Origin of the sequence: Parapedobacter luteus (genome assembly GCF_900168055.1) — a bacterium.
Lineage (GTDB): Bacteria > Bacteroidota > Bacteroidia > Sphingobacteriales > Sphingobacteriaceae > Parapedobacter > Parapedobacter luteus.
In genome coordinates this window covers 122,417-146,662 of sequence record NZ_FUYS01000003.1, presented here as the reverse complement: position 1 = coordinate 146,662, position 24,246 = coordinate 122,417, and the positions used below count along the sequence as shown (strand labels likewise).

The following is a 24,246-nucleotide window of genomic DNA, read 5'->3' as shown; positions in this document are numbered from 1 at the left end:
CATGGGTGATGGTCGGTTAATTATTTATTCCTGCTGATCCGGGTCTACTTGCGGTTTTGTGTTCCTGGTGCTACCTACGGGTAGTAGCTGCCTCTGGCAGTGCCGTTTTTGTTGTATAGAAACTCAAGTCTATTCATTCGTCTTTACACCCAAAATCAAACAATAGATGAAGCAAATTTTACGCTTAAGGGGCTTCTATTGCTTAAAGCGAATAAAACTAATCACCATATGCACCGGCAAAATGCGCCTGATAAGCGGAATATTTATGCAGAAAGCTTGCGAACACATCCTGCTTTTCTCCATACTTTCTTTTGCCATTTTCCTGCCGTTATCCGGGAATTTATCGGGCGGTATACGGGCGGTATGTGGGAAAACCACGGATACAGCTCGGATGAAGCCCGGATACCGTACGGAAGATCGCAGAACACGGGCAGAAGAAGGTCGGACACCGATGCGCTTAATCTTCGGAAAGCTAAGCCAGCGCCGTGCTTAAGCCCACCTTCCCCTACCCTTCCTTCGGCTCCAATCCGCCTATGCCCCGCATATACTTCGGTAAAAGTGCCCCAAAGCGGCGTTTTAGCGAAGTATATGCGGCAATACAGCGGCACAAGTGCAAATATAGACAGGCACGGGATGAGGTGGGCTTGTGTTAGAACCTGCTCGGAGACGGCTACCGAGCTTGAAGCAAGCTCAGAGCCAGCTCCTACTGGACTCGTACTGGCCGCGCCAGTACGAGTCCAGTTCAAGTCCAGTAGGAGTGCAGTACAAGTCCGGTCTGAGCTCCGAAGCCGTCACCGGAAAAACTTACTATGTGCAGACCTTTGCGCAGGCCCTCGCCCTCCCCGGGCAGGGCCGCGCATTTGGGGTATTGGTGCTTTTGCTTTTTTCTGTAACAAATACCGAAACGCCTCGCTTACGGAGTTTGTGGCCGCTGAAATAGGCCGGTGGCAGGGGATAGAAGTCAGAAGTACCATCTGCATCCCCGATAGCTTGACCATCACGGCATCGGTTTCTTATCAAATGCCCGTGGACGAAATCTACGCGCATATCCGGCAGGCAGGTGCGATATTTCATGAGCGCGATGGCATGATCAGTTTCTGCGGGCCTGAATTTGATCCGGGGGATATGCCGGGGCCGGAGAAACTGCCGGCCCCAAGGGAGCGGGCTGAACCGCTGGAATGGCTGCATGGGCGATGGTTGCTGGCACTGCGGTAAATAAGTTGCGTGTGGCCCCTGCGGGCGATAGCCGCTCAAGTATACTGCTCCAATCAAACATACCGCTTCAAACTACGCTGAATGGCGCCAAGATAAGACGCTCCAAACAGGTTGAGATGCACCAGCAGCGGATAGAGGTTCCACAGGTCCATACGGGCTTCCCAGCCTGCCTGCAAAGGGTAGGCCTCGTGGTATGCTGCATAAAAATGGGTGGAAAATCCGCCGAACAGCTTGGTCATCGCAATATCGGCCTCCCGGTGGCCGTAATAAACGGCGGGATCTATCAATGCCGGCTGGCCTGCCGCGTCCACGAGGTAATTGCCACCCCATAGGTCGCCATGCAGCAACGAAGGGGGCTCTTGGGGGTATAGCGATCCCAGGCGGGCAAACAGCCGGTCAAATGACGCCCGCAGGCCGGCTTGGCTGTAGGTATGCTGGGCGATGTCGAGCTGCTTTTGCAGGCGCTGGCCGATGAAAAATGCCGTCCAATCTGCCGAAGGCGTGTTGGCCTGGGGCAACCGGCCGATAAAATTGTCGTGGTCAAGCCCGAACGTCTCGCGATGCTGGCTGTGCAGGGCGGCCAGCATGCGGCCTAATGCCGCTTGCCCGGCTTCGCTGTGCTTGCCCGCTGCATCTATCCATTCCATGAGCAGGAAAGCATCGCGATGCGCCTGACCGGCCATGAACGGCTGCGGGGCGCGGATACCGACGGTCTGCCGCAGCATGGCCAGCCCTGTAGACTCTGCCACGAACATTTGGGGGGCCTGCGGGGCATCATTTACTTTGGCGAAGTACCGGCCCGATTTCGTCTGCAGCTGGTACGCGCGGTTGATGTCGCCGCCGGATACGGGCACGACCCGCTGGATGCGGAAATCGCCGGGCGCCGTGGCTTTGATTGCCGCTTCCAAAGCTTGAAAGAGTGACTCGGATAAAAACACGAGCCAAGATACGAAACCCCGATGACTTTTGCCTGAGTTGATGCGTTGGGTAATTTTCCCGACCTTTGATGTGACATGCAAAATGCCTATCATATCGTCAATGGTATCACCTACTATCGCCTGATAGCCGCGCCGGTATTGCTGCTTTTTATCTTAACCGGGCAGCAGGATGTGTTTAAATGGCTGCTCGCATTGAGCTTTTTTACCGATGCGATTGACGGCTACCTCGCCCGGAGGTATAAGGTGGTGAGCGTGATGGGGGCAAAGCTGGATTCCATCGCGGATGACCTGACGGTCTTGATGGCCATCGTGGGGCTCTTGGTGTGGCACTGGCCATTCATTGTACAGGAGTATGCCTGGGTGCTGCTCCTGCTGTTGCTTTTTTTGGTTCAGCTCTCGCTCGCTTTTATTAAATATGGCAGGGCCACCAGCTTCCATACCTACCTGGCCAAAGTTGCGGCCGTCTTTCAGGGCATCTTTTTGGTGCTTGCATTCTTCCAGCCTTCGCCTTCTCAGGGGTTATTTTATGTCGCAGTGGCCGTTACCGCGCTGGATATCATTGAGGAGACCATCATGGTCTTGCTGTTGCCCACATGGCAGGCCGATGTAAAAGGGCTCCATGAGGCATGGAAGCGGAGGCGGGAATGACGCGGGAGCGCCACGGGATATTTTTTACATAATCTTCTTTGATTAATCAAATATTTGTTATATTTGATATCCTCGGTAAGAAGAGCAAAATTGCCGGGTAGGGACCGAAAACCTTATTAAGGAGTTATAAACCACAGGGTAAACTTAAATTTTAAGCCATGGAGACTTTAAAATTTATGACAGACATCGATTCTCCTAAGGAGTTCAGCCGCATCAAGTCGATGCTGGACAGGTTTTCAGAAATCAAGGAATGGGAGCTTGATTTTGATTCCATTTACAATTTGTTGGTTGTGAAGGCAATTAACCTGAAAAGCTCAGTAATAGCGGATGCATTGAGTGCCTTGGGGTACAACGCTACGCTGTTGTACGAAGAGTAGCTGCCATTGCGGTCTAAGGAATCTGAGAACGCATATTGGAAATAGCCGAGCCGGATAGCGATCAAACTGCCGATCGCGTGCAGCGGTTCTGGCTTTTTTTTGCCCATTGCGGGCGCAACACCGTAAGTGCCTAACGAAACATTTAAAGCTGATAGATAATGAGCAACATCACGTTCTTTTCGCTAATCCTTGCTTTTACAGGTTTTATGGGGTTTAAATCTACCCAACTTAAACCTGCGCCCACGCCGGAGGTTGGGATGTTCAAAGTGGAGATATTTTATCCAAATGGGGAAGGTAAGACCTTTGACATGGATTATTATGAAAAAAAGCACATGCCCATGGTGGCTGCGTTATTAGGCGAAAACTTGGAATTTTATGAAATTAATAAGGGCGTTGCTGGCCGTACGCCGAATGATCAGGCACCCTTTGTAGCCATAGGGTGTTTTTACATTACGGATGTCGCAGCATATAGCAATGCCGTAGCGCAAAACAGGGATGTAATCGTCGCTGACTTTAAAAATTACACCAATATTCAGCCAGTGATACAGATAAGTAAAATTGAACATGTGGGATATCCGGGCAAAAAATAGGACTTTCTCGTACCCAGGGCCGGATTTTGAAAGATGGCTTTGGTCTTTCCTCCCCATAGAGCGGCTTGTAACTTGTCAGTCTATATTGTAACTTACGCCCCTTATGCCGAATCTTTACATCATAGCTGGCTGCAACGGGGCGGGGAAGACCACGGCCAGTTATACCATATTGCCGGAAATACTGGATTGCAGGGAGTTTGTAAACGCCGATAACATTGCAGCAGGCCTTTCTCCTTTCAATCCCGAAAGCGTGGCGTTGGAAGCGGGCCGGATTATGCTTGCGCGTATTCGTGAACTTATAGATGAATACGTGGATTTTGCCTTTGAGACTACCTTAGCTACACGTAGCTATGTGTCATTGATCAAAGGAGCCAAAAAGAAAGGCTACAGCATTATACTTGTGTTTTTTGGCTGGATTCACCCGGACAAGCCATAAAAAGGGTGGCTATGCGGGTGTCAGAGGGAGGCCACGACGTCCCCGACGATGTGGTGACGAGACGGTACCACCGAGGGCTTTACAATTTGGTGCATTTGTATATTCCGTATTGCGATAAATGGATGGTAGTGGATAATATGGATTTGGTTCCGGAAATCATCGCCCAAAATGATGGATTTGGAAAAGTAATCTTTAATGACGAAATTTGGTCTGTTATACAGCGGAAGAGCAATGGCACTTGACGATATCAATACATCCTCATTTTCACCCAATACCTCCTTTGGGGAGCGGATACTTTATGGCGTACAGAAGGCATTGCGTAAACTTGCCGAGGAAACCGCCATGAAAGGAGGCAGTCTCGTGGTGAAAATTGACGGGGAAATTAAAGAGGTTCCTGCCAAGGAACTGTTGAAAACCTTACCCGAACAAGGAGGTTAGCTCTAACAGACCGATTTAACATTCGTCACCATCATCATTGAAAGTAGTGCACAAAACACAACCCCGCCATATACAGCAGGGCCTTGTTAGCGTTTAATCCTATTCAGTAGGACACGGTAAATACACGGATTATAGTTTAGCTGATTTTTAGATAAAAGTGTCACACTTTTTGACACACTTTTTTAAAAGGCTGAAAATAAAAAAGCTAACACGTTCATTAAAGACATGTTAGCTTCTTAATACAACTCTTAGTTGTACCCAGGGCCGGGATCGAACCGGCATGGGTCGCCCCACTGGTGTTTGAGACCAGCGCGTCTACCAATTCCGCCACCTGGGCTTATTGTAAAGTACGATTCCCCGATTCGGGGATGCAAATGTATCTATTAATCCGTATTCCGCAAAATGTTTTTCAAATTTCCTGTCTTTTGCGCTAATTGTGCTGTTTTCACAGCCGGAGGCCGGCTACGCATGTCCAAAGTTGTCACGATCGCCCCTTATGATTGGCTCGTTTTCCCTTCACAGCGTGCGGCGATATCGCCTACCTTTGTGTCATTAGAACGGCACAATTTCTAAATTAATAACCCCGGTATGGGACAACTAAAAACAAATAATAAACAGATGAAACTCAATCCTTATTTGAATTTTGATGGCAATGCGGAAGAGGCGTTCCGCTTTTATCAGTCGGTTTTCGGCGGCGAATTGTTTGTCCAGCGCATGGGCGATGCCCCCGGAGGGGATCAGCTGCCGGATAATGAGAAGGGCAGGGCCATGCACGTATCCATACCCATCGGTGATGGCCAGTACCTGATGGCCTCGGATTGCCTGCCGTCTGCCGGGCACGTCTTGCAGGTAGGCAACAACAATTACATTTCCGTCACACCGGATAGTAGGGAGGAGGCCGATAGGTTATTTAATGGGCTTTCTGCCGGAGGTAAAGTCGAAATGCCCATGGAAGATATGTTTTGGGGCGATTACTTCGGATCGTTCCAAGACAAATTTGGCGTGTATTGGATGATCAACTTCCCCACGCAGGCCCAGTAAGAAGATAGCCTAGCCGATGGCCCTTGTGGGCTCGGCTGGGCTTCCTTTGGTTTTCATCAGGCGTTGTGCCGCAAACACGGCTGCAAAACCGATGCCGGTGACCACCGCCATGCACCCCGCAATGGATGCGTTGAGCCAGTAGGCCGTCCAATAGCCGGTAAACGCGATGAAAATGCCCAACGCGGCGGTGATGGCCAACATGTATTTCAGGTCGTGCGTAAGCAGGTATGCGGTGGCTGGCGGGCCGATGAGGAATGCGATCACCAGAATGGCACCGACTGACTCGAAGGAACTGACGGTAGCCAGGGATACCGCGGCCATGAGCAGGTAATGCCAAAGGGCCGTGGAAATGCCCAGCGCCGAGGCAAAGGCAGGGTCAAAAGACGTCAGCTTGAGCTCTTTATAGCCTATTTTGATAAACAGGGCTACTACAAGCAGCACGGCAGACAGGATATATACCGGACGGGGGCCCAAGATAAGGCCGCCTTCCGTAACCCATAGGTCGATGGGGACGTAAGCGATTTCGCCGTACAATACGCAATCTTGGTCAAGGTCTACCTGGCCGGCGTATGCGCCGATGAGGATGATGCCCACGGCAAACAGGAATGTAAACGTGACGCCGATGGCGGCGTCGGTCTGTAGGTTGGCCCGCCGGTGGAAATACTCAATGAGAAACGTGGCCAGCATGCCCGTGGCGCCTGCCCCCAGCAGCATGGGCAGCGTCTCACGGCTTCCGCTCAGCAAAAAAGCAATCACAATGCCCGGCAATACGGCGTGGCTGATCGCATCGCCCACCATACTCATTTTTCGGAGAATCAAAAAACATCCCAATAGTCCACAGGTGATGGCTACCAATGCGCCCGTAAGTATAATCCAAAAAGCTATCATGATAAATCCGTGTCAGTTCGTTTAATTGGTGTCATCTGCGTTCATTGCGTTACGTCTTGGGAATCTTCGTATCATGCGGGTCCTTATCGGGGTACCCCAGTTGATGTTCAAGCTCCCGCTCCAGTTCGGGCGTAAGGATGTGCTCAATCGTCTCGGCATCGTCATGCACGTGATCGGAAGCGATATCCATGTATTTGGTCAGGTACAGTTCCCACAGGCGGTGCAGCCGTACCACCCGCATTGCTTTTTGATAGCCCGCGGCTGTCAGCGCCCATTGGTTGGCCCGGACGACCAACAGCCCCTTGGCGACCAGCCGTCGAAGCGCTGTCTTAAGCAGTGTTTTGTTGACTTCGCGGGTGCTGGCCAGCTCCTCGAGGCTTCTCTGCCCGTCAAAGTGGCTGTTTCGCTCGCCGAGGTGGTAAAACATTTTCAGCGTGTTTTCTTCGGTAATCACTTGCCGGTTTTTGTGCTGCGTGTACAGGCGCGGCACAATGCCTTTCCGGGGGGCGAAGAAGAAGGAAAAAAAGGCAATGGCGGATGAGACCACCACCATCCACGGACCGGTAGGCATGGCCGGGGCAACGTAAGAGATATAAGCACCTGCAAAGCCAGCGAATACACCGAAGGCTACGGAAATACCTACCATACGCCGGATGTTGTCCGTCCAATACCGAGCGGCCGCCGCCGGGGTGACCAGCATCGCTGCCATGAGCACGACGCCCACGGCGGTAATGCCGGTGACTACCGCCAGTACGGTAAGGCTCGTCAGCAGCAAATCAAGCCTGCGTACGGGATAACCCAGCGCCTCGGCATACGGCCTGTCGAACGCGACCAGTGCAAACGCTTTGAAGAATATCCCCACGACAAGGAGCAGTACTGCGGCAAGGACACTGAAGACCAGGAGGTCGGTACCGACGAGCGTGGCAGCATTGCCGAAGATGAAGTGATCAAGGCCGCTTTGCGCGGCATTGCCGGACTGCTGGATGTAGGTCATCATCACCATGCCTGCGCCGAAGAATACCGACAATACCAGGCCGATGGCGGCATCTTTCTTGATTTTTGATTTTGCGGCGATATAGTCAATGGTGATCAGCGCCAGCCAGCCCGTGGCAAAGGCACCCACCAGCATGAGCGCCGTATTTTTGCTGCCTGAAAAGAGGAACGCCGCGCAGACGCCCGGCAAGACGGCGTGCGACACGGCGTCGCCGACCAGCGCTTTTTTCTGAAGCAGGATGAAAGCACCCACCATGGCCGCACTGGCTGACAACAGGATGTTGCCGAGCACGACATATCGCACATTGGGGTCGGAAAATGAGAAAAAATCGGTTATATCTTGCATGGCTTCCTCCATATTAATCTTCCCGGCTGGGGAAGGCTCGTTTTTCCATCACATCACTCACCTGTGACAACAGGCTCAGCCGCCCGCCGTAGGCTTGCTGCATCATCTCCTCGGTGAAGACCTGCTCGGTAGGGCCGGCCGCCACCAGGTGCATATTGAGCAGCACCAACCAGTCGAAATAGGCGCGCACAGATTGGAGGTCGTGATGTACGACGACGATGGTTTTCTTGGCGGCCGCCATCTCACGCAGCAATTTGATGATGGCCTGTTCGGTGGCGGCATCCACGCCGGCAAAGGGTTCGTCCATCAAATACAGGTCTGCCTCCTGGGCCAATGCCCGGGCGAGGAAAACCCGTTGCTGCTGGCCGCCGGAAAGCTGCGAAATCTGCCGTTTGGCGAATGCGGCCATCCCCACCTTATCCAGGCAATCCTGTGCAATGGCCCGGTCGCGTGCGCCTGTGTTGCGGAAAAGGCCTACTTTGCCATAGCGGCCCATGAGTACCACATCCAGGACCGATACGGGAAAATCCCAGTCGACCGACTCGCGCTGGGGCACATAACTTACCCGGTGCCGCACCTCGTCTAAGGGATGGTCAAATAACCTCACGTAACCGCTCGACACGGGGATTAAGCCCATGATGCTCTTAAGCAGGGTGGACTTGCCTGCACCGTTTGGTCCCACAATGCCGGCGATGCAGCCGGCGGGTAAGGTGAAGTCTACCCCCCAAAGCACGGGCTTGCGTGCATACGTTACCGTGAGGTCATGGACTTCAAGTACGGGCGTTTGTGCATGTATAATCATAAGGTGCTGTTATTTGGTAATCCTGGCCGCCGCTCCGTCGAACGGTGCTTCTATTATTCGCCGGCCAGTGCTTTTACAATTGTATTTACATTATGCTTGACCATGCCGATATAGGTGCCCTCAGGCGTACCGGGTGCCCCCATGGCATCCGAAAACAGGCTGCCCCCGATGTGTACCGTCCGTCCGCGCTGCTGCACGCCGGCCAGTACGGCCTTCAAGGACCGGTCGGACACCGAGCTTTCGACGAAGACGGCCGGTATCTGATGGTCGACGATGTAGTCCACCAGCGCAGAGACATCCTGTAAGCCGAATTCTGAAAGGGTGGAAATGCCCTGCAATCCGCGTACTTCCACGCCATAGGCCCGGCCAAAGTAACTGAACGCATCATGGGCCGTGATCAATACCCGGCGGCGTGGCTGAATTGTGTTTATTTGCGCGTGTACCCATGCATCCAACGTATCGAGCTGGCTGATATAATCCTGGGCATTGGCCCTGTAGTATGCGGCGTTGCTGCTATCGAGCGCTGCCAGCTGCTGCATGGCATGGCGGGTGGCCGCCTTCCAAAGCGATACGTCAAACCAAATATGGGGGTCATACGTGCTTTCATTGATCGAAATCAGGCCCGGCAGACCCTCGCCCACGGCAATGACCGGTTTCACCCGCTTTTGCTTAGCCAAAATGCTGCCTAACTTCCCTTCCAGGTGCAGGCCGTTGTAAAAAATGAAGTCGGCATCCAGCAATTTGCGCAGATCGCCCTGACTTGCCTTGTAAAGATGCGGGTCTACACCGGGATGCATCAACGCTTCCACATCGGCCGAATCGCCGGCAATGTGCTGCATCATATCGGCTATCATGCCGGTAGTTGCCAGGATATAAGGCTTTGTGCGGCCGGCATTGCGGTCTGTAGTGCGCTGGCAAGACCAGCACGCCCATATCCCAAGTAACGCTGCGAAAACGATATGTATACTCCTCATACCGAAACAAAAATACAAAATTTAGATTAATCTAACATTTGTTGCAGGCTGATTTAAATTGCAAGAAGAAAAAACATCTCCGGACAAATTTGTGATTGGGCGGATGTTTCCAGTGTGTATTTTGTAAATTAGCACCTGTAAACGATTGTCATGATGCAAAACGTCTATATTGTCTCGGCGGTGCGGACACCCATCGGAAGTTTCGGCGGGGGATTATCCGCATTGTCGGCCACGCAGTTGGGGGGTGTTGCCATCCGCGCGGCAGTGGAGCGTGCGGGGCTTTCAGCTGCGCAAATACAGGAGGCATTCATCGGCAATGTGCTATCGGCAAGTCTGGGGCAGGCACCTGCTACCCAGGCTATTAAGTTTGCCGGGCTGCCTGATATACCGGCTACGACGGTAAACAAGGTATGTGCATCCGGAGCCAAATCCATCATGCTGGCGGCGCAGAGCATTGCGCTTGGTATCAATGATATTGTGGTGGCCGGCGGCATGGAAAGCATGAGCAATGTGCCTTACTATATGGAAAAGGCGCGTACGGGCTACCGGTTGGGACATGGGCAGGTGACGGATGGCTTGGTCAAGGACGGCCTCTGGGATGTATACAACGACTTTCATATGGGACTGGCGGCGGAGCTTTGCGCCTCCGCATGCCATATCAGTAGGGAAGAGCAGGATGCGTATGCCATTGAGTCCTATAAGCGGGCGCAGGCGGCGCAGGCGGCCGGCAAATTCAGTGATGAAATCGTCGCCGTGGAGGTGCCGGGCCGGAAAGGGGAAGTGACGCTGGTGGATGAAGACGAGGAAATCCACACGGCTGTCTTCGAAAAAATACCGGCGTTGAAGCCGGTATTCAAAAAGGATGGAACGGTGACTGCGGCCAACGCTTCCACGCTAAATGACGGGGCTGCGGCGTTGGTGCTGGTAAGCGAGACGAAACTCCGTGAGCTCAACGTGCAGCCGCTGGCCCGCATACGCGGTTATGCGGATGCACAGCAGGCGCCTGAATGGTTTACAACGGCACCCGCCAAAGCTATACCGCGGGCGTTGCAGCATGCTGGTCTCCGCGCCGAGGAAGTAGACTTTTATGAAATAAATGAGGCGTTTTCGGTGGTGTCCATCGCCAACAACCGCGAACTCGGCTTGCATGCCGACCGGGTAAATGTCAATGGGGGTGCCGTATCACTCGGCCATCCGTTGGGTGCATCGGGGGCGCGCATTGTCGTGACCTTGCTCTCGGTATTGGCACAGCATGATGGCCGGATAGGGGCCGCCGGTATCTGCAATGGCGGGGGCGGAGCGAGCGCTTTGGTTGTGGAACGAGTTTGATTTTTTTGATGACGAATGGGCGACGTGGTGATGAAGCGGTTTCTTTTGTTGATGATAGGCCTCAACTGCTGGACAGTTCAGGCGTGGTGCCAGCCCGGCAGCCGCGGCGAACTCGCGGCATTGCAGGATAGCCTCGTAAAACTCGGGTACATCATGTACAACGAGCCCAGCGAGCCCGACCGGCTGGACGCAAATTTCACCTTCGTCAAAACGTTGGTGTCTGCCCTGAAGATTCCGCATTCTTATTCGTTCGGGTTCGATTCGCTCAACATGGTGTCTATACTTACTGCGCCGGATGATCGGTTCCGGATATTCTCCTGGCATATCCAGCTGAACGATGGATCGTACCTGTATTATGGCGCTATCCAGCTGAACACGCCGGATGGTACCCTGAAGCTATATCCATTGTTGGATAAGACGTACGAAATCGAAAATCCCGAGGAATCCGTTACCTCGGCGGATAATTGGTATGGTGCGCAGTACTACCGCATGATACCGCTCGGAAAGGATTACATTTTGCTGGGCTGGAAAGGGCATACCCCTGGTTTGACGCAGAAGGTCATCGATGTACTCCAACTGACGGATGGCGGCGCGCGGCTGGGCAAAGCTGTTTTCGGCAGCACGGAAACGCAGCGGCATACGCGCATGATTTACCGGTATAGCAAGCAAGCGAGCATGTACATGGATTACGACAGCGCTGAGCACCGCATCGTTTTGGACCACCTGGCCCCGGCAGAGGTGCAATATGAGCAGCAATACGAACACTATGGGCCGGATATGACCTATGACGCGTGGCAGTTGGGCGAGGGCCGCCTGGAGTTTGTTTCGGATATTCCGTTGATCAATCCGCCGAGTCCTCTTGATGATGGGTACAACGACCCGAAAAACATCAAGAGCCATCCCAAAAGTGGCTTTGCGGGCCAGTAAGGTCGGGGGCTGCCGCCAATATTTTTCTTTTATTCCCTGTAATCGCAAAAACTTTATTTTATTTGCAGTCCATGCCAGCAGAATATGGCGAATGAGTAATACCTAACATCACATTATGCAACAATTACAGCAAGATGAACAACTAAATAACCACCTCATTAAGAACGGTGTCAATACGAAGATGGTGTTTGGGCATCCGGTAGGCCTGTTTGTGCTATTCTTCACCGAAATGTGGGAACGGTTTAGCTACTATGGGATGCGTGCGCTATTGACGCTTTTCTTGATATCTGAGCTGGCCAACGGGGGCTGGGCGTGGTCAAGGGAAAGTGCCATGGAACTGTATGCGTGGTATACCGGCTTGGTCTATTTGACCCCGTTGATTGGCGGGTTTATCGCGGATCGGCTGACGGGATACCGCAAGGCTGTCATCATCGGGGCGGTGTTGATGACACTGGGCCACGCCTCCATGGCTTTGGAAGGCACTGGTTCGAGCTTCTTCTACCTGGGATTGTTGCTGATTATTCTGGGCAACGGCCTGTTCAAGCCGAATATTTCGTCTATCGTAGGCCAGCTGTATCCGGATAACAGTGCAAAGAAAGATTCGGCCTACACCATTTTTTACATGGGCATCAATGCTGGGGCTTTCCTCGGCATGCTGCTCTGCGGCTACATCGGCGAAAAAATCGGTTGGCATTATGGGTTTGGTTTGGCAGGGATTTTCATGTTTTTTGGCATGTTGCAGTTTTATTACGCGCAGCGGATTTTTGGTTTGCTGGGCAACCGCCAGAAAGATACCCCCGAGGCGGATCAGATAGCTGAAACAGGGGGCGCCGGTGAGCAACCGGCCGAAAAGGTGTCGAAGCGTGTGGTGCGCGACAGGCTGATCGTCATCGTTGTCCTGTGCTTGTCGAGTATCTTTTTTTGGATGGCGTTTGAGCAGGCGGGGGGCTCGATGAGCATCTTTGCGAAAGATTATACCCAGCGTGTGCTGGGTGGCAATGCGGCATTGACGTTCAAATGGGTAGATGCTATCCTGACGATTTTTCCGCTGCTTATCGTGACGTTGGTACTGTTTTCGTTGGCGAAAAAGATTTTTGCGGAGTATCCGATATCGATTTTTTTTACGGCATTGAGCTTTGCCGTTATCTGGTGCCTGGGTATCTGGAAAGTGCAGCGGGAATTCAATGCGGTGGAAACGGAAGTGGCGGCCTCCTGGTTCCAAATCCTCAATTCGTTTTTTATCATCACATTGGCTACGCCTTTCAGCAGGATGTGGGAGCGGGTATTCAACCCGAACGGGCCGGTAAAGTTTGCCATTGGATTGGTGCTCCTCGGAATCGGCTTTGCGGCCCTCGCTTATGGAAGCCGGGATATCCCGCAGGGTGCAGCCACGGCCCAGGTGAGCATGGTGTGGCTGGTGCTGGCCTACTTTTTCCATACTTCAGGCGAATTGTGCGTCTCACCCGTAGGGCTGTCGTATATGAGCAAGCTGTCTCCGAAGAGCTTTGCCGGATTCATTTTCGGCCTTTGGTTTGGTTGCACGGCTGTCGCCAATTGGTTGGCCGGTATGTCCGGAAGCTTAATCGACCGCATCAGCGAGGCGTATTCGCTTTCGACATTTTTCATGATTTTTGCGGTGATTCCGGGACTGGCCGGATTGATACTGGTGCTTTTTTCTCCGCTGCTGAAGCGGATGATGCATGGCATCCATTAGCCCGGTATCTGCAGCTTAGGTTTATCGTTACCTTGCCGGGCAAGGTAACGGTATTTTTGTATTCAACCTTTTGCCGATAATCGTTACCTTTATCGCCAAATTTCAGTCGATAGTGTCAGACAGCGTAGTCATTATTCCTACATATAACGAAAAAGAGAATATTGAAAGGCTCATTCGCAAAGTGTTTTCGCTTGAGGTGGCTTTTCATATCTTGGTCGTGGATGATGGCTCGCCTGATGGGACGGGGGCGATTGTCAAGCATTTACAAGCGGAGTTTCCCGAACGGCTGTTTTTGGAGGAGCGGGATGGAAAGTCTGGCTTGGGTACGGCTTATATTCATGGCTTCCGCTGGTGTATTGCAAGGGCGTATTCGTACATCTTTGAAATGGATGCCGACTTTTCGCACAATCCCGAGGATCTGCCCCGGCTTCGGCAGGCGTGCGTATCGGGCGCCGATATGGCCATCGGATCGCGGTATATTAAGGGCGTCAACGTGGTCAATTGGCCGATGAGCAGGGTGTTGATGTCTTATTTTGCCTCGGGCTACGTACGGCTGATTACGGGTATATCCGTGCGCGATGCGACAGCCGGTTTTGTGTGCTATAAACGGGAGGTGCTGGAGACTATCTCACTCGACCGGATTAAGTTTGTAGGCTATGCCTTCCAGATAGAAATGAAGTTCACGGCTATAAAGTATGGGTTTAAGGTCGTGGAGATACCGATTATTTTTACCGACCGCACGGAAGGTGTTTCCAAGATGAGCACGCGCATCTTCCGCGAGGCTTTTTTTGGTGTCATCCAGATGAAGATGCAGAGTTGGTTTAGGACGTATAAGCGATAGGCGACAGACGGGGAGCTTAAGGCATGCAGCCTACAGCTATACAGCACATAAAAAAGATGAACGAGCATTTGGATCCAAATCCTGATAGGTTGTCAAATTCGGAGCGCGAACTGGAAAAGGTGTTGCGCCCGCAGGCCTTTGAAGATTTTACTGGCCAGCAGAAAATATTGGAAAACCTTAAGGTGTTTGTACAGGCGGCTAAACTGCGGGGTGAGGCGCTTGACCATGTGTTGCTCCATGGCCCGCCGGGGCTGGGGAAAACCACCCTTTCGCATATCATCGCCAACGAAATGGGCGTGGGTATCAAAATTACATCAGGTCCGGTACTGGATAAGCCGGGCGATCTTGCCGGCCTGCTGACCAACCTGGAAGAAGGGGATATCCTTTTCATTGACGAAATACACCGGTTAAGCCCGTTGGTGGAGGAATACCTCTATTCGGCCATGGAGGATTTCCGGATAGATATCATGCTCGAAAGCGGCCCGAATGCACGTTCTGTACAGATTACCCTAAACCCGTTTACCTTGGTAGGCGCTACTACGCGTTCGGGATTGCTCACGGCTCCGCTCAGGGCAAGATTCGGCATCAATGCCCGATTGGAATACTACGATGCCAAGTTGCTGACGACCATTGTGCTCCGTTCGGCCAGCATCCTCCGTACACCCATTACCGAAGAAGGTGCCTATGAAATCGCCCGCAGGAGCCGAGGTACGCCACGGATAGCCAATGCGCTGCTGAGGCGTACGCGTGACTTTGCCCAGATAAAGGGGGATGGCAGAATCGATACGCCTATTGCGCAATATGCGCTCAATGCGCTCAATGTGGATGAGCATGGCCTGGATGAGATGGATAACCGTATCCTAATCACCATCATTGATAAATTCAAGGGTGGGCCGGTGGGCCTTAAAACCATAGCAACTGCGGTGGGCGAAGATGAGGGAACCATAGAAGAGGTCTACGAGCCTTTTCTTATCCAGGAAGGGTACTTGATGCGTACTTCCAGGGGGCGCGAATGTACAGAAATAGCCTATAGACACCTGGGGAGAATACACCACACAAAAGGGAATACGCTTTTCTGATGAGACCTATATGCATTCCCTGCCAAGGCAAGTATCACTGCCGCTAAAAAACAAATTATTGGGATGAAAATTTGAACATGATGAAAAGTAGGCCTATCTTTAGTGGCTTAAAACGAAAAATTCCTTTACCTTTACTATGATATATGAAACTACCTGGAATCACACTTTTCTTATTTACATGTTGTTTTATCATCGGAACGGGGTCTGCCCAAGCTCAGTTTGGGGATGAGTCGCCCGTGCCTTATTTCAGATATGCGCTGTCTGCCGGGGGAGGACCCGCGATGATTTCGGGCGATCTGCAAGGAAGGTTACTGGGCGGAGGCATTTTTGTCAGGGGCGACTATTTTCTGCACCACGGGATAAGTGTCAGCATCGAAGCGCAGGAAGGGATGCTGCGAAGTGGGGACCAAGGCGATGGCATCAGCCCCTATCCGGTGACGTTGTTGTTTTTCACCGGATTGGCGAGTGTCCGTTTCCACCCGCTCATGTTTATCCAGAATGATCACGACCGGAGGATCATGTACCGGAAGTCGTACCTCCAAAAGGCTATCAATACCGCGTATATTGGGGCAGGTCTTGGCGGCATGTTTAACTTCACCAGAAGCACAGCGGTAGAAACGTATACGAACGGATCGCGTTTTGGATACGTTTATCATGCAGACATTGGCCTCGATTTCCCGTTAAGCAAAATGGCTCCTTACCTAATGGATACCTTCATGTGGTACATCAATGTAAATGGCCAGTTGAACATGGCAGCCGACCAAGGCATGGATGGCTTCCCCGATGAGCGGGATAGCTATAGCATGTTTACGGTGGGCATAAAATTAAAACTTTGATGGCCTGCGCAACGTAGCCAGTATCTTTTTGCCCCGGCTTTGGATGGCCGCGGAGCCGTCCTTCATGAGAAAGGTGGTTTGTTGTACCAATTCGTCGGCGATCCACTCAAACTCGTTGCGCATGTTGAAGAGAATATCCATGCAATTGACCTGTACCGCTACCGGCGTACGGGGGTCAATAAGCCAGCCGAAAGCCGTCTCTACCAATCGCTCACCGTTTATTGTGCTACGGGCTTCCTGATAAAGTGTGGGGGCATTCGGGTGGGTAATGTGCATTACTATTTTGGTGAAGTGGCGCTGGCAGCTGTGGTTTTGCTGTTCAGGCAAACGGGACATGAACGTGTCCAATACGGGCATAAACCGCTTGGGATGATAAGTCGCGATATATTCCAGCACCCAGGCAGCTCGGAAGGCGATGGTTCCATGCTTTCGATCATAACATATATCGTGCAGTGTTTCCACGGAAAGGGTATCGTCCTCCGCCAAGGCGACCAAATTGGGCGCTTTGATGTTTACCTTCGCCGCAGCTAGTCTGTCAAATAGGTGGTGCTGACGCGGCATGTGCTAGGTTGTGCTTATTCATTTGTGCTCCCGTGCGTACAAGGATGAGGTAATCGGTAGTCGGTGATCAGCTAGGCTGACCACTGACCACCGACAAGGTGTCACTAAATGAACCGGTTTATCAGGTTTTCATAAAACTCCTGCCTGCCGCTGATGGTTTCGGGCTCGCCGGATGCCGCCGCAATGTTGCGGAGATCGGAGAGGGTCAGCTTGCCTTCTTCGAAATCCTTGCCTTTTCCCGCATCAAAAGAAGCATAGCGGTCGGCGCGGAGCTTCCGGTAGTCGGATTGCTGTAAGATGCTGTCTGCCACAATGAGCGCACGTGCAAACGTATCTGCACCACCGATGTGTGCATGGAATAAGTCTGCCCGGTCCGTGGAGTTGCGGCGTACCTTCGCGTCGAAGTTAATCCCTCCGCCGGCAAAGCCTCCCGCCTCAAGGATGATAAGCATGCATTCGGTAAGCTCGTTGATGTTGTTTGGGAATTGGTCGGTATCCCAACCGTTTTGGTAATCGCCGCGGTTGGCATCGATTGAGCCGAGCAGCCCCGCGTCAGCGGCTACCTGCAATTCATGCTGGAAGGTGTGTCCGGCCAATGTGGCATGGTTGACCTCGAGGTTCAGCTTGAAATCGCCGAGCAGATCATATTGCCGCAGGAAGCTGATAACCGTAGCGGCATCATAATCGTATTGGTGCTTGGTGGGCTCGCATGGTTTGGGTTCAATGAAAAATGTGCCTTTGAACCCTTGGCTGCGGGCATAATCCTTTGCAAGGTGAAGCACGCGGGCGAGGTGTTCCTGCTCACGTTTCATATCCGTGTTGAGCAGCGTCATGTAACCCTCGCGGCCGCCCCAGAATACATAGTTTTCACCACTTAAGGCGATGGTTGCGTCTAGTGCCGCTTTAATTTGTGCACCTGCGTGGGCCACCACCGAAAAATCAGGGTTGGTAGCGGCCCCGTTCATATATCGCTTATGCGAAAACAGGTTGGCGGTACCCCATAACAGCTTTACACCGCTGGCTGCCTGTTTTTCCTTCGCATAGCCGACCAGCGTTTGAAGCCGCTCTTCGTTTTCGGCTACATTATCGCCGTAGTCAACCATGTCGACATCGTGGAAACAATAATACGGCATGCCGATTTTGGTGATAAACTCAAAAGCAGCATCCATTTTGTCTTTTGCGCGTTGGATGACATCGCTGCTTTCATCCCAGGGGAAAAATAGCGTAGGTCCGCCGAAGGGGTCGCTGCCATTGCCATTGAACGAGTGCCAATAGGCTACGGCAAACCGAAGGTGCTCTTCCATGGTTTTGCCGGCAATAACTTTGCCCGCGTCATACCACCGGTATGCCAGTGGGTTGTCTGATGCGGGGCCTTCGTATTGGATTTTGCCAATACCTTTGAAATATTCTTTTTCGCCGATAAGTACGTTTGACATGTTTTTATATTTAATAGTTAATCGTTAATAATCAGTTGGTTCTCCTAATTCCTTGGCCAGTTGGTCATCCAGCAACTGCTTCCACTCTTGGTAAAATTCTTCGTAATGGGGCGACGCTTGCGGCTCTACTGTTTTGATGGCCTTTAGCTTGCTGAACGCTTCTTCGGCCGAGGTAAATATGCCCGAGCCAATGCCTGCCCCTAAGGCTGCGCCCACGCTGCCGTCGTTTTCGTATAATTCTACCGGTACGCGGGTCACATCCACGAATATCTCGGCAAACAGCTCGCTGAGAAACATGTTGGTCTGCCCAGCCCGGATGATGGCCGGATGCATGCCATTTTCGCGGATAATGTCCAACCCGTAGCGGAAGGCATAGGCAATGCCTTCTTGTGCAGCACGGAAGACCTGTGACCGCCCATGGGCATTGAAGTCGAGGTCAATAAACCGCGCACCGAGAATTTTGTTGTGCAGTATCCGTTCGGCACCGTTGCCAAACGGCAGGATTTTCAAACCATTGCTGCCGGGGTTTACGGCTTTGCCAAGCGTGTTCATCTGCTGGTAGTCGAGGCCGTGCCCGAAATGTTCTTTTACCCAGCGGTTGAGTATGCCGGTACCGTTTATGCAGAGCAATACGCCTGTCCGCGGCGTTTCCGGCGTATAGTTGACATGGGCAAAGGTATTTACACGCGAGGCGTGGTCGTAGACCAACTGGTCGCTGACGGCGTAGATAACCCCCGAGGTGCCCGCTGTCGCTGCGACCTCGCCGGGCTGCAGTACATTGAGGGACAAGGCATTGTTGGGCTGGTCACCGGCTTTATAGGCCACGGGGATGCCCGGCCTAAGGCCCAATTGCGCAGCCACCTCACTGCGCAGGGTGCCATGCTCGCCAAATAGGGGCTTGATGATTGGAAAGATCGATTCGTCAAACCCGAAGCATCGAACAATGTCCTCGGATATCCGATTGAGTTGGAAGTCCCAAAAGACGCCCTCAGACAGGGCCGAGATGCTGGTCGTGGCTTCGCCGGTCAATTTGAGGGCGATGTAGTCGCCGGGGAGCATGATCTGGTGAGCCTTGGCATAGGTGTCCGGCTCGTTTGCCTTCACCCATGCCCATTTTGACGCGGTAAAGTTGCCCGGTGAATTGAGCAGGTGCTCAAGGGTGTGCTGGTGCCCGATCTTGGCAAAAGCTTTGTCACCGATATCCACGGCCCGGCTATCGCACCAGATAATGGAGTTGCGTAGCGCATCGCCGTTTTTATCTACAATAACCAAACCGTGCATTTGGTAAGCAATGCCGATTGCACCAATATCATGTGCATTGAATGAAGCATTGGTGGTGAGCTTTGTAGTAGCCCGCGATACTTGTTCCCACCACATATCGGGAGATTGCTCCGCCCATCCGGGGATGACCGAAAGGATGTGGTTTTCATGGTCGTCCGGATAACGGGTAGACGCAATGCTTGTCTGGGTTTCGGCATCCACCACTGATACTTTAATGGATGAGGTGCCAATATCAATGCCTAATAGTAACATGGCAAATTTGTACTAGGTTTCATGGATAATGCTAACGTTGGCATAAAGATAGGGTATTCCTTTAGAATTCCAAAATCTATCACTACTTTTGTTTAGTTGCAAAACGATTTATTAGCCATTTAACCCGGTTCAGCTTGAAAAGAATTACGATTTTAGATATCGCGAAAGAACTTAACATTACGTTTTCCACGGTAGCACGTGCGCTCAATGACCACCCAGCCATCAGCGCCGCCACGAAACAGGCGGTACGTGAGACGGCCGATCGGTTGGGATACCGCCCCAATCGTGTGGCTTCTTCATTGCGCTCCGGCAAAACAAAAATCATCGGGGTGCTCGTACCCCGCTTGGATGTGAGTTTCTTCAGTTCGGTATTGCATGGCATCGAGGGGGTGATGAACGAAAATGGCTATACCATATTGCTTTTTCAATCGCAGGAGTCCATCAAACAGGAAGCCCGCGGTATCGAAACGTTCCTTCGCTCGCGCGTGGATGGCATCATCGCTTCGATTTCCTTGGAGACGGAAGGCAATGGCAGTTATAGTGAGGTCAGGGACCGGAATATACCGTTGGCTTTTTTTGATCGCGTACCGCAGGGGCTTGATGTGCCTGCGGTCACTATCGATGATTACCAAGGTGGGTTTATGGCTACCGAGCATCTGATTAAGGCGGGCTACCGCCGGATTGTGCATATCAACCAGTACCGCGATATCAATATTTTCAACGAACGTTTGCGTGGCTACTTGGACGCTTTGAAACAATATGGACTCCCTATCGACGAAAATTTGATCATCAAAGGAGACTTTTCCCTGGAATTTGGGCGCCAATGCGTGCGTGAATTGATGGCTGCGCGCATTGATTTCGATGCGATATTTACGTTGGAAGACTTTACGGCCATGGGGGTAGTGCAGGAATTAAAGGCGATAGGCAAACGTATTCCCGCAGATGTTGGCATTGTCGGCTTCGCTAATGAAGCGTTTACCAACCTGGTGAGCCCGACGATATCCACCGTTGACCAGTGTACGGTGGAAATGGGAGAGGAGGTGGCGCGTTTGTTCCTTAAACTGCTTAAAAAAGGCGACTATTACAAGCATAAACCCGAAAAAATCGTCCTGACGCCGCGCTTGCTCGTCCGTGAAAGCTCATCCCGCTGAGTTTCCGCCACCGCGGTGTTGTTCATTGCCGAACAGGTGGTGCCGATGGAAAGCGGCCAGTCCTGTAATCGCTAATGCCAACGCCGGGATAAGCACGTAAAACCCGAGGATATTGTGCGTGTCATAGATTGACATATATCCTATAGTAATAGCGGTAATAACCCCAATGGCATCGGCCATTGGGTCGGTCGCTAATGTACGGAAGATCCACGAACGGTTTGGTGCTGGATGGATAATTTTTAATACCTCTCGGTAGCTTTTCCTATGGGGCAATTCGCTGGTTGGGCGACTCGTCCATAAAAAGGTACGTATCCTGATAGCCACCAAAATCAACGATTATTTTTTGAAATACAATACCAGGGTCCAATGGCTTTACGATTAATGTCTGTACCCCGTCGGCCGTAGCGGGCAGCGGGAGCTTCGCTTCTTTCCTGACCACCCGGCGGGCCACTGTTGGGTAAAATGTCGTATAGATATTCTCCGGTTTTTCGTTCAGGTCGGCATTGAAGTTTATGGTTTTTTCCTCACCGCCCTCAAATCCTATGGTGTACTCATGGCCTTCGTCATCATGGAACGCCAAGGTCGATTTGACGACCACATGTACCGTCACCTCGGTGACGTCTTTCGGGATCTGCATCTTATAGGAAAGGGAAGCGCTGCCAATCGGTTTCGAATAAGGCATCACGGCCATGCCGCTCAACGTACGTCCCATATGAGGAATAACCGTCCATTTGGCTTCCGGGGCGTCTTTCGCTTCAAAATAATGCTCCGCCTCGATTACTACGACATCATCCTTGCCGGTAAACAGATAACCGCCAACGGCTTTCTCGGGGTCCGCAATGCGGTGTATTTCCGGTAGGGTATCTTCGGGGAAGTTATCGTTCCACGAGGTGTATCCGATCTTTTTCTGAATCATCATGCCATCCCATTTGCCGCCGGCCATCACCTTGTTGTACTGATGGCTCAACTCCTTGTCTCGCTTGAACGCCGCCTCCACCTTGTCGGCCCAGGCGTTTGCCTGTGGATTGTTTTCCTTGTACAGCTTATGGTTCATGGCCTGGGCATAGTACATCTCGTACAGATTTGCCATGGCCTGCACCGGGTAGCGGATCAGTTGCTGATAGGCATCCCGGTATTCCGGCTTGAGCGTGAGATACTGGCGCAAAGCTTCCGCTTCCAGTTTGACGTATTCATCGGATACTTTTTTCCACTCCCCGGTCTCGATATTGTAGGTGTGGCGGTCTAGCATCTCCGGCGTGACGCGTCCGTTGTATTTACTGTATACGTTCAGGATACGGCTCGCTTCTTCGGCTTGCTCTTCCCCGAATTGCTGGGCGCAGAACTCCCGGGTATGGTCCAGCAGGTTATCCACGGTGAACTTGCCCGGATTCCATGCCATATCCAGGAAAAGCGTGATCGGGTATTCCATAGGTTTCAGGTCGCCCACATTCACGATCCAAATTTTATCCACGCCATAATCGTAGGTCAGTTGGAGTTGTTCCCACATGTTCTGGATAGGGGTGACGTTCAACCATTTCGTATTGCGGGGCGCGCCTACGTAGTCGAAATGGTAATACATCCCCCAACCTCCGGGGTGGTTCCGTTCTTTTTCTCCCCTCGGCAGGCGGCGCACGTTACCCCAGTTGTCGTCGCACAACAGCATGATAACATCGTCGGGCACCCGCAGCCCCATATCAAAATAACGCTGCACTTCCTTGTATATAGCCCAAACCTGGGGAGTTTTTTCGGGTGCCTTACCAGAGGCCTCTTGGATAATCTGCCGCTGGTTTTTGATGATTTTCTCCAGAAGTTTAATATTATCCTCATCACGCGGCACATACTTGTGGTCTTCGCCTTCCTTGGCGCCCATAGGGGTATCGCCATCGCCGCGCATACCGATGGTGATCAGGTCTTCGGTACCTGATGCCCGCTCGATCCCCTCGCGGAAAAAGCGGTCTATCACCTCCTGATTGGTACTGTAATCCCACGCGCCGTACTCGTTTCGCTTCCTGGCCCACTCCTGGTGGTTGCGCGCCATCGGCTCGTGGTGGGTGGTTCCGATGATGATCCCCATCTCATGGGCTGTCTTGCTGTTTTCCGGGTCGTCCGCGTAGAAGCTCCAGCTCCACATGGCCGGCCAGAGGAAGTTGCCGCGCAAACGGAGGATCAGTTCGAACACCCGGGCATAAAACCGGTGGTCGCCGTACTGGGTTCCATACGTATTGAGTACCCAAGTGGTCAAACAAGGCGCTTCGTCGTTCAGGAATATACCTCGGTATTTCACTGCCGGTTCTCCCGCTGTATAGCTGCCTCGGGCGATGGACAAATTTTGCTGGAGGACTACCGGGACATCCGCCCAGTCGTACCACGGCGACACGCCTATCTGTTCGGACAGTTCGTATATGCCGTATATCACCCCCCGTTTGTCGCTGCCGGCAATCACCAGCGCTTCTTTTACTCCCGGCAATGGATGGTCGACTACCGTCATCAGGTATTTTTCGTTTTTGCCTTTCAATTCAGTGCCGTCGATCTTCTTTTCCGTGATCAACTCGTTGATGTAACGGCTCTTCAATGTGCCCACGATGATCAACCGGCTGCTATCCGGCCGGAAGACAAGGGTTGCACGGTTGCCCGATACCCTGCCAAAATCTTCCTGGAGGTTCCGGGCAGCGATCATTACCCCCCCATCTTCGTTTTCATCAATCAAAATCGTACCCGGCGTGGCGTTTTCAATTAATGTAAACCGGTCAGGAGACAATTGCGTGGACGTTATTCCCTTATGGTCAATAGCCAGTGCCTGTAAGCCGATCGCTGCCAGTAATACGGTCAATAGAAAGTCCCTCATCATTGTGTTGTTCTTGTTTTAGTCATCTCCTTGATTTTGCCCCGCTGTTTAGCCGGTGCGCCGAAGTAAGATGTATCTTCTGTGGTGGTCTTCTGATGGCTCAAAAATGGACCAGGGTGCCTGCAACCCCGCGCCGTGTATCGGGATATTTTTGTCTTCCTCGCCGACAGGACTTCTCGGGTGACGACTACGCCAATAGGAAAATAGTCTGCATAATAATCTTTTAGCCCTTTCTCCTGCCGGGAGCCGACGAACGATGTGCTGGCCAACGCCAGTAAACCGATGAGCAATGGTAGTCCTTTTCATAG

26 protein-coding genes and 1 tRNA gene are annotated in these 24,246 nt (G+C 52.2%); 15 read left to right on the top strand and 12 right to left on the bottom strand.

Annotated elements, in window-relative coordinates:
- The first annotated feature begins 228 nt into the window (after positions 1 to 228).
- The gene (locus tag B5X72_RS20535; RefSeq protein ID WP_139378583.1) at positions 229 to 1,215 is read left to right on the top strand and encodes a hypothetical protein; all 987 of its coding nucleotides are present in this window, start codon (positions 229 to 231) and stop codon (positions 1,213 to 1,215) included.
- A gap of 53 nt (positions 1,216 to 1,268) precedes the next feature.
- Here the strand turns inward: B5X72_RS20535 and B5X72_RS07125 are convergent, their stop codons facing one another.
- Positions 1,269 to 2,246: a fructosamine kinase family protein gene (locus B5X72_RS07125; protein ID WP_079716153.1), complete on the bottom strand. Its 978-nt coding sequence runs from the start codon at positions 2,244 to 2,246 to the stop codon at positions 1,269 to 1,271.
- Here B5X72_RS07125 and B5X72_RS07120 point away from each other — a divergent pair.
- From B5X72_RS07120 to B5X72_RS07100, 6 genes are all read left to right on the top strand, one after another.
- Entirely contained in the window at positions 2,229 to 2,801 is a 573-nt protein-coding gene (locus tag B5X72_RS07120; RefSeq protein WP_176146122.1) for a CDP-alcohol phosphatidyltransferase family protein, read from the top strand. The genes B5X72_RS07125 and B5X72_RS07120 overlap by 18 nt on opposite strands.
- 158 nt (positions 2,802 to 2,959) lie before the next feature.
- Positions 2,960 to 3,178 (top strand): hypothetical protein, encoded by a 219-nt coding sequence (locus tag B5X72_RS07115; protein WP_079716152.1) that lies wholly within the window; start codon positions 2,960 to 2,962, stop codon positions 3,176 to 3,178.
- Positions 3,179 to 3,336: 158 nt separating this feature from the next.
- Positions 3,337 to 3,768 carry an EthD family reductase gene (locus B5X72_RS07110; RefSeq protein ID WP_139378582.1) on the top strand — a complete coding sequence of 144 codons (432 nt, stop codon included), beginning with the start codon at positions 3,337 to 3,339 and terminating at the stop codon, positions 3,766 to 3,768.
- Between the two features lie 103 nt (positions 3,769 to 3,871).
- Complete coding sequence (locus B5X72_RS21025) at positions 3,872 to 4,204, top strand: ATPase (protein ID WP_245826864.1); 333 nt, start codon at positions 3,872 to 3,874, stop codon at positions 4,202 to 4,204.
- Between the two features lie 11 nt (positions 4,205 to 4,215).
- Positions 4,216 to 4,446 carry a hypothetical protein gene (locus B5X72_RS21020; RefSeq protein ID WP_245826862.1) on the top strand — a complete coding sequence of 77 codons (231 nt, stop codon included), beginning with the start codon at positions 4,216 to 4,218 and terminating at the stop codon, positions 4,444 to 4,446.
- Positions 4,436 to 4,642, top strand: coding sequence for a hypothetical protein (locus B5X72_RS07100; protein WP_079716150.1), 207 nt, complete (start codon positions 4,436 to 4,438; stop codon positions 4,640 to 4,642). The genes B5X72_RS21020 and B5X72_RS07100 overlap by 11 nt, the downstream gene beginning before the upstream one ends.
- 255 nt (positions 4,643 to 4,897) lie before the next feature.
- On the opposite strand, the gene B5X72_RS07095 is transcribed toward B5X72_RS07100, so the two are convergent.
- Positions 4,898 to 4,979 (bottom strand) — tRNA-Leu (locus B5X72_RS07095).
- A gap of 281 nt (positions 4,980 to 5,260) precedes the next feature.
- Here B5X72_RS07095 and B5X72_RS07090 point away from each other — a divergent pair.
- On the top strand, positions 5,261 to 5,683 hold the full coding sequence (locus tag B5X72_RS07090; protein ID WP_079716522.1) for a VOC family protein: 423 nt from the start codon (positions 5,261 to 5,263) through the stop codon (positions 5,681 to 5,683).
- 9 nt (positions 5,684 to 5,692) lie between these two features.
- Here the strand turns inward: B5X72_RS07090 and B5X72_RS07085 are convergent, their stop codons facing one another.
- From B5X72_RS07085 to B5X72_RS07070, 4 genes are read right to left on the bottom strand one after another with little or no spacing between them, the layout of a single operon-like run.
- Positions 5,693 to 6,571 (bottom strand): metal ABC transporter permease, encoded by an 879-nt coding sequence (locus tag B5X72_RS07085; RefSeq protein WP_079716149.1) that lies wholly within the window; start codon positions 6,569 to 6,571, stop codon positions 5,693 to 5,695.
- A 49-nt stretch (positions 6,572 to 6,620) separates the two neighbouring features.
- Entirely contained in the window at positions 6,621 to 7,910 is a 1,290-nt protein-coding gene (locus B5X72_RS07080; RefSeq protein WP_079716521.1) for a metal ABC transporter permease, read from the bottom strand.
- Between the two features lie 13 nt (positions 7,911 to 7,923).
- Positions 7,924 to 8,712: a metal ABC transporter ATP-binding protein gene (locus B5X72_RS07075; protein WP_079716148.1), complete on the bottom strand. Its 789-nt coding sequence runs from the start codon at positions 8,710 to 8,712 to the stop codon at positions 7,924 to 7,926.
- A 53-nt stretch (positions 8,713 to 8,765) separates the two neighbouring features.
- Complete coding sequence (locus B5X72_RS07070) at positions 8,766 to 9,686, bottom strand: metal ABC transporter solute-binding protein, Zn/Mn family (protein WP_079716147.1); 921 nt, start codon at positions 9,684 to 9,686, stop codon at positions 8,766 to 8,768.
- Between the two features lie 153 nt (positions 9,687 to 9,839).
- Here B5X72_RS07070 and B5X72_RS07065 point away from each other — a divergent pair, with 153 nt between their 5' ends.
- The 6 genes from B5X72_RS07065 (at position 9,840) to B5X72_RS07040 (ending at position 16,412) form a co-directional block, all read left to right on the top strand.
- Positions 9,840 to 11,015: an acetyl-CoA C-acyltransferase gene (locus B5X72_RS07065; RefSeq protein WP_079716520.1), complete on the top strand. Its 1,176-nt coding sequence runs from the start codon at positions 9,840 to 9,842 to the stop codon at positions 11,013 to 11,015.
- Positions 11,016 to 11,045: 30 nt separating this feature from the next.
- Positions 11,046 to 11,942 (top strand): hypothetical protein, encoded by an 897-nt coding sequence (locus B5X72_RS07060; protein WP_079716519.1) that lies wholly within the window; start codon positions 11,046 to 11,048, stop codon positions 11,940 to 11,942.
- 115 nt (positions 11,943 to 12,057) lie between these two features.
- Positions 12,058 to 13,656, top strand: coding sequence for a peptide MFS transporter (locus tag B5X72_RS07055; RefSeq protein ID WP_079716146.1), 1,599 nt, complete (start codon positions 12,058 to 12,060; stop codon positions 13,654 to 13,656).
- A 112-nt stretch (positions 13,657 to 13,768) separates the two neighbouring features.
- A complete protein-coding gene (locus B5X72_RS07050) occupies positions 13,769 to 14,497 on the top strand; it encodes a polyprenol monophosphomannose synthase (protein WP_079716518.1) in 729 nt (242 codons plus the stop codon).
- 56 nt (positions 14,498 to 14,553) lie between these two features.
- Entirely contained in the window at positions 14,554 to 15,576 is a 1,023-nt protein-coding gene (ruvB, locus tag B5X72_RS07045) for a Holliday junction branch migration DNA helicase RuvB (RefSeq protein ID WP_079716517.1), read from the top strand.
- A 143-nt stretch (positions 15,577 to 15,719) separates the two neighbouring features.
- Positions 15,720 to 16,412 carry a hypothetical protein gene (locus B5X72_RS07040; protein ID WP_079716145.1) on the top strand — a complete coding sequence of 231 codons (693 nt, stop codon included), beginning with the start codon at positions 15,720 to 15,722 and terminating at the stop codon, positions 16,410 to 16,412.
- Here B5X72_RS07040 and B5X72_RS07035 read toward each other — a convergent pair.
- The 3 genes from B5X72_RS07035 to B5X72_RS07025 form a co-directional block, all read right to left on the bottom strand.
- Entirely contained in the window at positions 16,401 to 16,973 is a 573-nt protein-coding gene (locus B5X72_RS07035; RefSeq protein ID WP_079716144.1) for a hypothetical protein, read from the bottom strand. The genes B5X72_RS07040 and B5X72_RS07035 overlap by 12 nt on opposite strands.
- A 104-nt stretch (positions 16,974 to 17,077) precedes the next feature.
- On the bottom strand, positions 17,078 to 18,409 hold the full coding sequence (xylA, locus tag B5X72_RS07030) for a xylose isomerase (RefSeq protein WP_079716143.1): 1,332 nt from the start codon (positions 18,407 to 18,409) through the stop codon (positions 17,078 to 17,080).
- Positions 18,410 to 18,433: 24 nt separating this feature from the next.
- Positions 18,434 to 19,942: a xylulokinase gene (locus tag B5X72_RS07025; RefSeq protein WP_079716142.1), complete on the bottom strand. Its 1,509-nt coding sequence runs from the start codon at positions 19,940 to 19,942 to the stop codon at positions 18,434 to 18,436.
- Positions 19,943 to 20,076: 134 nt separating this feature from the next.
- Between B5X72_RS07025 and B5X72_RS07020 the strand changes: the two genes are divergently transcribed.
- Entirely contained in the window at positions 20,077 to 21,093 is a 1,017-nt protein-coding gene (locus tag B5X72_RS07020; protein ID WP_079716141.1) for a LacI family DNA-binding transcriptional regulator, read from the top strand.
- Here B5X72_RS07020 and B5X72_RS07015 read toward each other — a convergent pair.
- The 3 genes from B5X72_RS07015 to B5X72_RS07005 all read right to left on the bottom strand — a co-directional run bounded on the left by B5X72_RS07015 (position 21,082) and on the right by B5X72_RS07005 (position 24,228).
- Positions 21,082 to 21,228 carry a PepSY domain-containing protein gene (locus B5X72_RS07015; RefSeq protein ID WP_139378580.1) on the bottom strand — a complete coding sequence of 49 codons (147 nt, stop codon included), beginning with the start codon at positions 21,226 to 21,228 and terminating at the stop codon, positions 21,082 to 21,084. The genes B5X72_RS07020 and B5X72_RS07015 overlap by 12 nt on opposite strands.
- A gap of 127 nt (positions 21,229 to 21,355) precedes the next feature.
- A complete protein-coding gene (locus B5X72_RS07010; protein WP_139378579.1) occupies positions 21,356 to 23,941 on the bottom strand; it encodes a glycosyl hydrolase 115 family protein in 2,586 nt (861 codons plus the stop codon).
- Positions 23,938 to 24,228, bottom strand: coding sequence for a hypothetical protein (locus B5X72_RS07005; RefSeq protein WP_139378578.1), 291 nt, complete (start codon positions 24,226 to 24,228; stop codon positions 23,938 to 23,940). Before B5X72_RS07005 ends, B5X72_RS07010 begins: the two co-directional genes overlap by 4 nt.
- Positions 24,229 to 24,246: the final 18 nt, after the last annotated feature.

What these genes read in the sequence shown, in the direction of transcription:
- B5X72_RS20535 (WP_139378583.1), top strand. Translation starts at nt 229, where the DNA reads ATGCACCGGCAAAATGCGCCTGATAAGCGGAATATTTATGCAGAAAGC.
- B5X72_RS07120 (WP_176146122.1), top strand. Translation starts at nt 2,229, where the DNA reads ATGCAAAATGCCTATCATATCGTCAATGGTATCACCTACTATCGCCTG.
- B5X72_RS07125 (WP_079716153.1), bottom strand. Translation starts at nt 2,246, where the DNA reads ATGATAGGCATTTTGCATGTCACATCAAAGGTCGGGAAAATTACCCAA.
- B5X72_RS07115 (WP_079716152.1), top strand. Translation starts at nt 2,960, where the DNA reads ATGGAGACTTTAAAATTTATGACAGACATCGATTCTCCTAAGGAGTTC.
- B5X72_RS07110 (WP_139378582.1), top strand. Translation starts at nt 3,337, where the DNA reads ATGAGCAACATCACGTTCTTTTCGCTAATCCTTGCTTTTACAGGTTTT.
- B5X72_RS21025 (WP_245826864.1), top strand. Translation starts at nt 3,872, where the DNA reads ATGCCGAATCTTTACATCATAGCTGGCTGCAACGGGGCGGGGAAGACC.
- B5X72_RS21020 (WP_245826862.1), top strand. Translation starts at nt 4,216, where the DNA reads ATGCGGGTGTCAGAGGGAGGCCACGACGTCCCCGACGATGTGGTGACG.
- B5X72_RS07100 (WP_079716150.1), top strand. Translation starts at nt 4,436, where the DNA reads ATGGCACTTGACGATATCAATACATCCTCATTTTCACCCAATACCTCC.
- B5X72_RS07090 (WP_079716522.1), top strand. Translation starts at nt 5,261, where the DNA reads ATGAAACTCAATCCTTATTTGAATTTTGATGGCAATGCGGAAGAGGCG.
- B5X72_RS07085 (WP_079716149.1), bottom strand. Translation starts at nt 6,571, where the DNA reads ATGATAGCTTTTTGGATTATACTTACGGGCGCATTGGTAGCCATCACC.
- B5X72_RS07080 (WP_079716521.1), bottom strand. Translation starts at nt 7,910, where the DNA reads ATGCAAGATATAACCGATTTTTTCTCATTTTCCGACCCCAATGTGCGA.
- B5X72_RS07075 (WP_079716148.1), bottom strand. Translation starts at nt 8,712, where the DNA reads ATGATTATACATGCACAAACGCCCGTACTTGAAGTCCATGACCTCACG.
- B5X72_RS07070 (WP_079716147.1), bottom strand. Translation starts at nt 9,686, where the DNA reads ATGAGGAGTATACATATCGTTTTCGCAGCGTTACTTGGGATATGGGCG.
- B5X72_RS07065 (WP_079716520.1), top strand. Translation starts at nt 9,840, where the DNA reads ATGCAAAACGTCTATATTGTCTCGGCGGTGCGGACACCCATCGGAAGT.
- B5X72_RS07060 (WP_079716519.1), top strand. Translation starts at nt 11,046, where the DNA reads ATGAAGCGGTTTCTTTTGTTGATGATAGGCCTCAACTGCTGGACAGTT.
- B5X72_RS07055 (WP_079716146.1), top strand. Translation starts at nt 12,058, where the DNA reads ATGCAACAATTACAGCAAGATGAACAACTAAATAACCACCTCATTAAG.
- ruvB (WP_079716517.1), top strand. Translation starts at nt 14,554, where the DNA reads ATGAACGAGCATTTGGATCCAAATCCTGATAGGTTGTCAAATTCGGAG.
- B5X72_RS07040 (WP_079716145.1), top strand. Translation starts at nt 15,720, where the DNA reads ATGAAACTACCTGGAATCACACTTTTCTTATTTACATGTTGTTTTATC.
- B5X72_RS07035 (WP_079716144.1), bottom strand. Translation starts at nt 16,973, where the DNA reads ATGCCGCGTCAGCACCACCTATTTGACAGACTAGCTGCGGCGAAGGTA.
- xylA (WP_079716143.1), bottom strand. Translation starts at nt 18,409, where the DNA reads ATGTCAAACGTACTTATCGGCGAAAAAGAATATTTCAAAGGTATTGGC.
- B5X72_RS07025 (WP_079716142.1), bottom strand. Translation starts at nt 19,942, where the DNA reads ATGTTACTATTAGGCATTGATATTGGCACCTCATCCATTAAAGTATCA.
- B5X72_RS07015 (WP_139378580.1), bottom strand. Translation starts at nt 21,228, where the DNA reads ATGTCAATCTATGACACGCACAATATCCTCGGGTTTTACGTGCTTATC.
- B5X72_RS07010 (WP_139378579.1), bottom strand. Translation starts at nt 23,941, where the DNA reads ATGATGAGGGACTTTCTATTGACCGTATTACTGGCAGCGATCGGCTTA.